Origin of the sequence: Propionivibrio sp. (assembly GCF_029255185.1) — a bacterium.
Taxonomy (GTDB): domain Bacteria; phylum Pseudomonadota; class Gammaproteobacteria; order Burkholderiales; family Rhodocyclaceae; genus Propionivibrio.
Window position 1 is genome coordinate 44,736 of sequence record NZ_JAPUVO010000105.1, and the last position, 8,663, is coordinate 53,398.

At 57.1% G+C, this 8,663-nt stretch carries 5 protein-coding genes; 4 read left to right on the forward strand and 1 reads right to left on the reverse strand.

Going from position 1 to position 8,663, the window contains the following annotated elements; genetic code table 11:
* Positions 1–33: 33 nt before the first annotated feature.
* The 3 genes from Q1J43_RS09430 to Q1J43_RS09440 all read left to right on the forward strand — a co-directional run bounded on the left by Q1J43_RS09430 (position 34) and on the right by Q1J43_RS09440 (position 4,977).
* Positions 34–1,158, forward strand: a complete 1,125-nt coding sequence (locus Q1J43_RS09430) for an NAD(P)-dependent alcohol dehydrogenase (protein WP_301102234.1) — start codon at positions 34–36, stop codon at positions 1,156–1,158.
* A 269-nt stretch (positions 1,159–1,427) separates the two neighbouring features.
* Positions 1,428–2,810 carry a GntP family permease gene (locus Q1J43_RS09435; RefSeq protein ID WP_301102235.1) on the forward strand — a complete coding sequence of 461 codons (1,383 nt, stop codon included), beginning with the start codon at positions 1,428–1,430 and terminating at the stop codon, positions 2,808–2,810.
* Between the two features lie 166 nt (positions 2,811–2,976).
* Positions 2,977–4,977 (forward strand): acyl CoA:acetate/3-ketoacid CoA transferase, encoded by a 2,001-nt coding sequence (locus tag Q1J43_RS09440; RefSeq protein WP_301102236.1) that lies wholly within the window; start codon positions 2,977–2,979, stop codon positions 4,975–4,977.
* 200 nt (positions 4,978–5,177) lie between these two features.
* On the opposite strand, the gene metG is transcribed toward Q1J43_RS09440, so the two are convergent.
* Positions 5,178–7,271, reverse strand: a complete 2,094-nt coding sequence (gene metG / locus Q1J43_RS09445) for a methionine--tRNA ligase (protein ID WP_301102237.1) — start codon at positions 7,269–7,271, stop codon at positions 5,178–5,180.
* A gap of 136 nt (positions 7,272–7,407) precedes the next feature.
* Here metG and apbC point away from each other — a divergent pair, with 136 nt between their 5' ends.
* The gene (gene apbC, locus Q1J43_RS09450; RefSeq protein ID WP_301102238.1) at positions 7,408–8,499 is read left to right on the forward strand and encodes an iron-sulfur cluster carrier protein ApbC; all 1,092 of its coding nucleotides are present in this window, start codon (positions 7,408–7,410) and stop codon (positions 8,497–8,499) included.
* The last annotated feature ends 164 nt before the right edge of the window (positions 8,500–8,663 follow it).

Below are 8,663 nucleotides of genomic sequence, written 5' to 3' on the forward strand. Positions count from 1 at the left end.
GCATCTAGCCCATTTTTCGGAGTGGGCTTTTTGTTGCCTGCCCCTCTGATTTTGGTAAAGTCTCCCGCACCAACTGATCGACTGTTAAAAAAGGAGGACAAAATGACCATGAATGTTCTTGGATACGCAACACACTCTCCCAAGGATGACCTGACTCCGTATCGTTTCGATCGCCGCGAAGCGCGTGCAAACGATGTGGTGATCGAAATCATCTACTGCGGCGTATGCCACTCCGATTTGCACCAAGCCCGCAATGACTGGGGGAATAGCATTTACCCGATGGTTCCTGGCCATGAAATCATCGGCCGCGTGATTAGTGTTGGGCCGAACGTCACCCGCTTCAAAGCTGGCGCTCATGTCGGTGTCGGCTGTATGGTTGATTCCTGCCAGCACTGCGCGGCTTGCGAACAAGGACTGGAGCAGTATTGCGAGGTGCGTCACACCCTGACCTACAACGATATTGATTGTCATGACCGGATGCCGACATTCGGCGGCTATTCCGAAAAGATCGTCGTATCGGATAAGTTCGTGGTGAAAATCCCCGACGGCTTGGATCTGGCAGGAGCCGCGCCGTTACTTTGTGCCGGCATCACCACCTGGTCACCGCTACGTCATTGGAAGGTCGGCAAGGGCAGCAAGGTGGCGGTCATCGGTCTGGGCGGGCTCGGCCACATGGCGCTAAAACTCACAAAGGCCTTGGGCGCCGAGGCCTCGCTCTTTACCCGATCACCGGGCAAAGAGCAGGATGCGCGTCATTTGGGCGCGGACAGAGTCGTACTCTCCACCGATGGCGGGCAAATGGCTGCCGTAAAGGGCCGTTTCGACCTGATCATCGATACCGTGCCTTATATCCACGACGTCAATCCATACCTGCCTACGTTGTCGCTCAACGGAACGCTGGTGCTCGTCGGGTATCTGGGTGGCCTGGATCCCTTGCTGAATACTATTCCGTTGATCATGGGGCGCAAGTCGGTGGCCGGTTCCGTTATTGGCGGCATTACCGAAACCCAGGAGATGCTCGATTTTTGCGGCGAGCATGGCATTACCTCGGATATTGAGGTGATCAAGATTCAGGAAATCAACGAAGCCTACGAGCGCATGCTGAAGAGCGATGTGAAATATCGCTTCGTGATTGACATGGCTTCGCTGAAAGGCTGAAAGACAATGGAAATACAGGCTTCGAACCTGGGATGGTCGGGTCGCAGTCGTTACTGTTTAACTTCCTGTGGGAATTCAAAGGCAATATTCAGGAGTAATAATCGGCATTGACAGAGTTGAAGCGGTCAATGATACTCAGACTGGTTGCATTTGCTAACCTTGGGGCGTGGTGAAAGAGATAAAGGCGGTCGTTTTCCGGATCGCTTTTACCCTTTCAAAATCGAGGGCGTCAGTGGCGTCCAAAATAAACTAACGGAGGAGCACCTTTCATGATTGGCGTAATCGGCATCGTATTATCACTTGGCCTGCTCATGTACCTCGCGTACAGAGGCATAACGGTCCTCATCCTTGCACCGATCCTGGCCTTGGTTGCGGCAATGTTCTCGGACATGCCGATCATAGCCACCTACACGCATGTCTTCATGCCCAACCTGGCCAACTACCTCAAACTGTTCTTCCCCGTTTTCCTGCTCGGCGCTATCTTCGGCAAGGTAATGGAAGACTCCGGCTGCGCCAAGGCGATTGCCCATGACATCGCCGAAAGGGTCGGCAAGAGCCGGGCCATCCTCGCCGTCGTGCTTTCCTGCGGCATCCTGACCTACGGTGGCGTCTCGCTCTTCGTCGTCGCCTTTGCCGTCTACCCGATTGCCGCCCACCTTTTCAGGGAAGCCGGAACGCCCAAGTTTCTGATCCCCGGCGCCATCGCCCTCGGCTCATTTACTTTTACGATGACGGCCCTGCCTGGCACGCCACAGATCCAGAACGCCATCCCGATGCCCTTCTTCAAGACCACCGTTTATGCTGCCCCGGTCCTGGGTACCATCATTGGCATCATCATGTTCGTTGCCGGCACCTGGTGGCTGATGTACCGCGCCAAGGTAGCCAATGCGCGCGGCGAGTTTTACGGCAATCACCCGAACGAAGTAGTCAAGGATTTTGACAGCGCCAATCTGCCCAGTGTCTGGGTCGCTCTGCTGCCGATCATCATCGTCCTGGTCCTCAACTTCATCCTTTCCGAGTACGTCCTGACGGCCAATGCGACCGGCTATGACTACCTCAAGGCCAAGCCCTTCGAAACCAATCTCGGCGCAGTTCGCGGAATCTGGGCACTGGTGATTTCCCTGGTGGTGGCCGTCATTTTCGCGATCGCCGTCAACTGGAAGCGCTTTACCGACGTCAAGGAATCCGTCAATGCCGGTGTTTTCGGCTCAATGCTGCCGATCCTCAACACGGCAAGCGAGGTCGGCTACGGTAATGTCGTCAAGACCCTTAGTGCCTTCGCCATCATCCAGGCGGCCCTACTCTCGATTTCTGACAACCCACTGATCACCTCGGCAATCGCCACCAATATCCTTGCCGGCATTACCGGCTCGGCGTCGGGCGGCATGAGCATTGCCCTTGGCGCGATGGGCGAAACGTTCTACCAGGCCGCCCTCGCCCAGGGTATCAATCCGCAGGTCCTGCACCGTGTGGTGGCCATCGCCTGCGGCGGCCTTGACAGCCTGCCGCACAATGGTGCCGTGATCACCCTGCTCGGCATTACCCAGCTCACCCACAAGCAGAGCTATGCCGACATCGGTATGGTTTCCGTCGTGATCCCGGTGATCTGCTGTGCCCTGGCCATCGTCCTCGGTACGCTCGGAGTGGTCTGATTCTCCTTTGCCGGGATCCCTCAGGGGTTCCCGGCAATTTGGCACATGCTACTGGATATGCGCAACGCATCGTGCGAGCCTCACCAAACGACCGGCCTGCGATCGCCGTGTTCACCCGGCTGCAATCCCTTGTCAGGCAACCACCACCAACCCAAGGAAGCATGACGTGATCCTAACAACCCATCCGCTGTTGACCAACCCACAACACGTGCCGACCAAGCGCAACAAGATTGTCAGCGCCGCCGAAGCCGTGCGCCTGATCCGTGACAACGACACCGTGGCGACCGGCGGTTTTGTCGGCATTGGTTTCGCCGAGAATATTGCGATTGCGCTTGAGAAGCGCTTTCTTGGGGCCGATCCGCTGTCACCGGCGGGCAGCCCGCGCAATCTCACACTTGCCTACGCTGCCGGCCAGGGCGACGGCAAGGAGCGTGGTCTGAACCACCTCGGCCACGAGGGCCTGGTCAGGCGCGTTATTGGCGGACACTGGGGGCTGGCTCCCAAGCTGCAAAAGCTTGCCGTGACCGACCGCATCGAAGCCTATAACCTGCCGCAAGGCATCATTACCCATCTCTTCCGCGACATTGCCGCGGGCAAGCCTGGGCTGCTCTCGCGCGTTGGCCTTGGCACCTTCGTTGATCCACGCCACGGTGGTGGCAAGCTCAACAGCATCACCACAACAAATGTGGTCGAGTTGATGGTCATCGACGGCGAGGAATACCTTTTCTACAAGACCTTCCCGATCAATGTTGGCATCATTCGTGGCACGACTGCCGATCCTGACGGCAACATCACCATGGAGAAGGAAGCGCTGACCCTGGAAGCCAATGCCATTGCCATGGCCGCGCACAACTCGGGCGGCATCGTCATTGTCCAGGTCGAGCGCATTGCCGAGCGCGGTACGCTCAACTCCCGCCAGGTCAAGATTCCCGGCATTCTGGTCGATTGCGTGGTGATCGCCGAGAAGCCTGAATACCACATGCAGACGTTCAGCGAACCCTACAGCCCGGCCTATGCTGGCGAAATCCGGGTTCCCATGTCGTCAATCCCGGCGATGGAACTCTCCGAGCGAAAAATTATTGCCCGCCGTGCGGCTTTTGAGTTGAAACCCAATGACATCGTCAATCTCGGCATTGGCATGCCCGAGGGCGTCTCCAGCGTTGCCGCCGAAGAAAAGGTCATTGACTTGATGACCCTCACCGCCGAACCCGGCGTGGTTGGCGGTGTTCCGGCGATGGGTTTGAGTTTTGGCGCAGCGACCAACGCTGAAGCAATTATCGACCAGCCGACCCAATTTGACTTCTACGACGGTGGCGGGCTGGACATCACGTTTCTCGGACTGGCGCAGGCTGATGCCCTAGGCAATCTCAACGTCAGCAAGTTCGGACCGCGACTGTCCGGTGCTGGTGGCTTCATCAACATCAGCCAGACCGCAAAAAAAGTTGTTTTCGTCGGTACTTTCACCGCAGGGAAACTCGATGTCGCCGTCGTCAATGGCGCGTTGAAAATTCTCACCGAGGGCGAAACGGCGAAATTCGTTCCGCTCGTCGAACATCGCACCTTCAGCGGTGAATATGCCTTCAAGAGAAAACAGACAGTTCTCTACATTACCGAGCGCTGCGTTTTCCGTCTGATCGAGAGCGGGCTGGAACTGATCGAAATTGCCCCCGGTGTCGATCTGGAGCGCGACATTCTGGCGCTAATGGCCTTTCGTCCAGCCATCAGCCCGCAGTTGAAAACCATGGATGCGCGCATCTTTCGCGATGAGCCGATGGGCTTGCGTGACGACATGCTGACGTTGCCGCTCGAGCAGCGCTTCGCCTACGACGCGGAGCACAATATTTTCTTCGTTAATTTCGAGGGACTGAACGTTCGCAGCCAGCACGATATCGACACTATCCGTCGCCTGATTGAAGCTCGGCTCGAACCATTGGGCCGTAAGGTCTATACGATCGAGAACTACGATAACTTCACCCTTAACCCTGATTTACTTAATGCCTATATGGATATGGTGCGTGATGTGGTCGTTCGGTTTTACGTTCGTGCCACACGCTATACCGCCAGCAGTTTCACCCGTGCCCACATCGGTGACGCGTTGACACAACGGTCGGTCGCGCCTGATTTTTTCAACACTCCGGAGGAAGCTCTGGTCCGCTTGCAACAGTAGTTCGCATGACACGCACAAGGCGTGGCTTCACAACAAGGCTAGCCAGCATGCCGTTGGCGGAGGCGGTGCTGAATTATGTGGATGTGTTGTACTTCAAGGCTGCAACAAAGGTTTTTTGTTCGCGCCAAATTTCACGATCAAGCCTGACAAACTGCTAGCCGTCCCGAGTGGTGCCTGGGATGGTTGGTTGCACGCCCTGTTTATTTTACGCGCATTCCGGGCAAGGCTCCGGCGTCCGGTGCAAGCAGGAAAATCCCAGGGGTATTGCCATTCGGGTCCGAGGCGGCGAGGACCATGCCCTCACTGATGCCGAACTTCATCTTGCGCGGCGCGAGATTGGCAACCATCATCGTCATGCGGCCAATGAGCAGCGCCGGGTCGTAAGCGGATTTGATTCCAGCGAAGACCTGCCGTGTTTTCATTCCGCCATTTTGCGTTTCCCCAATGTCGAGTGCCAGGCGGATCAGTTTTTCTGCCCCCTCGACGTGGTCAGCAGCGACAATGCGCGCGATGCGCAGATCGATCTTCATGAAGTCGTCGATGCTAATGCTGTCGTCATGACCAACGGTGGTTTGGGCAACGGTCTCGGGGGCGGGGGAGAACGTCGCCTTGTTGGCGTCGACCAGCGCCGCAATCTGCTTCGGATCGATGCGTGTCATCAGGTGGGTGTAGCTGTTGATTTGGTGTCCGGCGGCCAGCGGTTTCGCCGCGTCACTCCAGGTCAGCGGGGCGATGCCGAGGAAGGCTTCCACGGCTTGCGCGACCTTGGGCAGCACCGGCTTCAGGTAAAGCGTAAGCAGGCGGAAGGCTTCGATGGCTTCGGAACAGGCGGCATGAAGTTGAGCACTTACTTCGGGATTATTATCAGCTTGCTTGGCAAGTTCCCAAGGCTTGCGATCGTTGATGATGACGTTGGCGCTATCGGCCAGGGCCATCACTTCGCGCAGGGCGCGGCCAAATTCGCGGTCTTCGTAGGCTTGGGCGATGGTCTGCGCGGTATCGCGTAGCGGCTTGAGCCAGGGGGCATCAGTCGTTGTTAGTTGGCCGTCGAATTTTTTGCTGATGAAACCAGCGCAGCGGCTGGCGATGTTGATGTACTTGCCGACCAGGTCCGAATTAACGCGGGCGGCGAAATCCTCAAGGTTGAGGTCAATGTCTTCCATCGAATTGTTGAGCTTGGCGGCATAATAGTAGCGTAGCCACTCGGGGTTGAGTCCCTGTTGCAGGTAGCTCTCGGCGGTAATGAAGGTGCCGCGTGATTTGGACATCTTGGCGCCGTCGACGGTCAGGAAGCCGTGCGCGAAGACGCTGGTCGGCGTGCGATAGCCGGCGTGCTCAAGCTCGGCCGGCCAGAAGAGGGCGTGGAAATACAGGATATCTTTGCCGATGAAATGATAGAGCTCGGTTTGCGAATCCGGTTTCCAGTACTCGTCAAAGTCGATGCCGCGACGAGTGCACAGGTTTTTGAATGAGCCCATGTAGCCAATTGGGGCGTCGAGCCAGACGTAGAAGTATTTGCCGGGCGCGTCGGGAATTTCGAAACCGAAATAGGGTGCGTCGCGCGAGATGTCCCAGTCGGTGAGCTTGTTTTCGTCCGAATTTTCGTCAAAACCGAGCCACTCTTGCATCTTGTTTGCGGCTTCCGGTTGAAGACGGCCAGATTCGCGTGTCCAGCGGCGCAGGAAGCTCTGGCAGCTCGAGTCGGAGAGCCTGAAGAAGTAGTGGTCGGAGTTGCGCAGTTCCGGTTTGGCGCCGGAAACGGTCGAGTACGGATCGATCAGGTCATTTGGTGTATAGGCGGCGCCGCAGTTCTCGCAGTTATCTCCGTATTGATCCTTGGCGCCGCACTTGGGGCATTCGCCCTTGATGAAACGGTCGGGAAGAAACATCTGCCGGACCGGATCGTAGTACTGCTCAATGCTGCGCTTCTCGATCAGGCCACCCTTTTGCAGGCGGGAATAAATCTCGTTGGCACAGTCACGAGTTTCGTCGGAGTGCGTGGTATAGAAGTTGTCGAAAGCGACATGGAAGCCGGCGAAGTCACGCGAGTGTTCGCTGTGTACCCGCGCTATCAGTGCTTCCGGCGTGATGCCGTCCTTTTCGGCGCGCAGCATGATCGGTGTGCCGTGCGTGTCGTCGGCGCAGACGTACCAGCATTCGCTGACCCTTTCCTTGGGCTGCATCTTTTGGAAGCGTACCCAGATGTCGGTCTGGATGTATTCGACGAGATGGCCGAGATGGATGGCGCCATTGGCATAGGGCAGGGCGGAGGTGACGAGGATTTTTCGGGTCATGGGCTGCGATCAGGAGTTCCGGTGAAGCGTCGGTGGAGCCGCGCGCGGCAAAGCGTGCATTCTATCAAAGCGCGGTCGATCCCGTTTTCGGGTAAACTGGACGAAATTACTCGGGTATCTCGACAAGGAGTGCAGAATGGCTTTAACACTGGATGCCGTACAAGCGGCGCTGAAAAATCTGATCGATCCGAACACGAAGAAAGACTTTCTGTCGACCCGTTCGGCAAAGAACATAGCGGTCGATGGCGACAAGGTGTCGCTTGATGTTGAACTGGGCTATCCGGCGAAAACACAGGTCGACGGCATTCGCGGCATGGTAGAAGCGGCGCTCAAGGCGGTTCCGGGGGTCAGCAGTGTAGCCGTCAACGTGACGATCAAGATCATTGCCCACGCCGTGCAGCGCAATCTGAAGCCACTCAAGGGCGTCAAGAATATCATTGCCGTAGCGTCTGGCAAAGGCGGCGTTGGCAAGAGTACAACCGCAGTCAATCTGGCGCTGGCCCTGGCCCAGGAAGGTGCGAGCGTTGGTCTGCTCGACGCCGACATCTACGGCCCCTCAATTCCGCAGATGCTCGGTCTGGCTGGTCGCCAGCCGGAGTCGGAGGACGGCACATCGATGGATCCGTTGATCGCTTACGGGGTGCAGACAATGTCGATCGGCTTCATGATTGATGTCGATTCGCCAATGGTCTGGCGCGGTCCGATGGTCACCCAGGCGCTTGAGCAATTGCTCAATCAGACCCATTGGAGGGAGCTGGACTATCTCATCGTCGACATGCCGCCGGGTACCGGCGATACACAATTGACACTGGCGCAGAAGGTTCCGGTGACCGGTGCGGTGATCGTCACCACGCCGCAGGACATCGCGCTGATCGATGCGCGTAAGGGCCTGAAAATGTTTGATAAGGTCGGGATTCCGATTCTCGGGCTGGTCGAGAACATGAGCATCCATATCTGCTCCAAGTGCGGCAACGAAGAGCATATCTTCGGCCATGGTGGCGGCGAGAAGATGTGTCAGGACTACGATACCGAATTGCTCGGTTCGCTTCCGCTCGAACTCTCGATCCGGGAACTGGCCGATGCCGGGCGGCCGACGGTGGTTGGCGCCCCTGATTCCCGCGCCGCCGACATCTACCGGGCGATTGCCCGCCGTCTTGCGGTGAAGGTCGCTGAGCGCGCCAAGGACATGAGCGCCAAGTTCCCGAATATTGTTGTTCAAAACACCTGAACCTGAAGCAGGTGGATATTCACCTTTGCGGTGGATTCAACCTTAAAAACTCAGTTGTTCACCGCAAAGGCGCGAAGGACGCAGAGTGCCGCAAAGAAATCAACAGCTTAGATCTTGTTGTTCTTGTCCATGGCGCTCACCCATATGGTGAATGGGGGAAACCA

Bases quoted from the DNA above. Each gene is read 5' to 3' on its own strand.
- Q1J43_RS09435 (WP_301102235.1), top strand. From the start codon at position 1,428: ATGATTGGCGTAATCGGCATCGTATTATCACTTGGCCTGCTCATGTAC.
- metG (WP_301102237.1), bottom strand. From the start codon at position 7,271: ATGACCCGAAAAATCCTCGTCACCTCCGCCCTGCCCTATGCCAATGGC.
- apbC (WP_301102238.1), top strand. From the start codon at position 7,408: ATGGCTTTAACACTGGATGCCGTACAAGCGGCGCTGAAAAATCTGATC.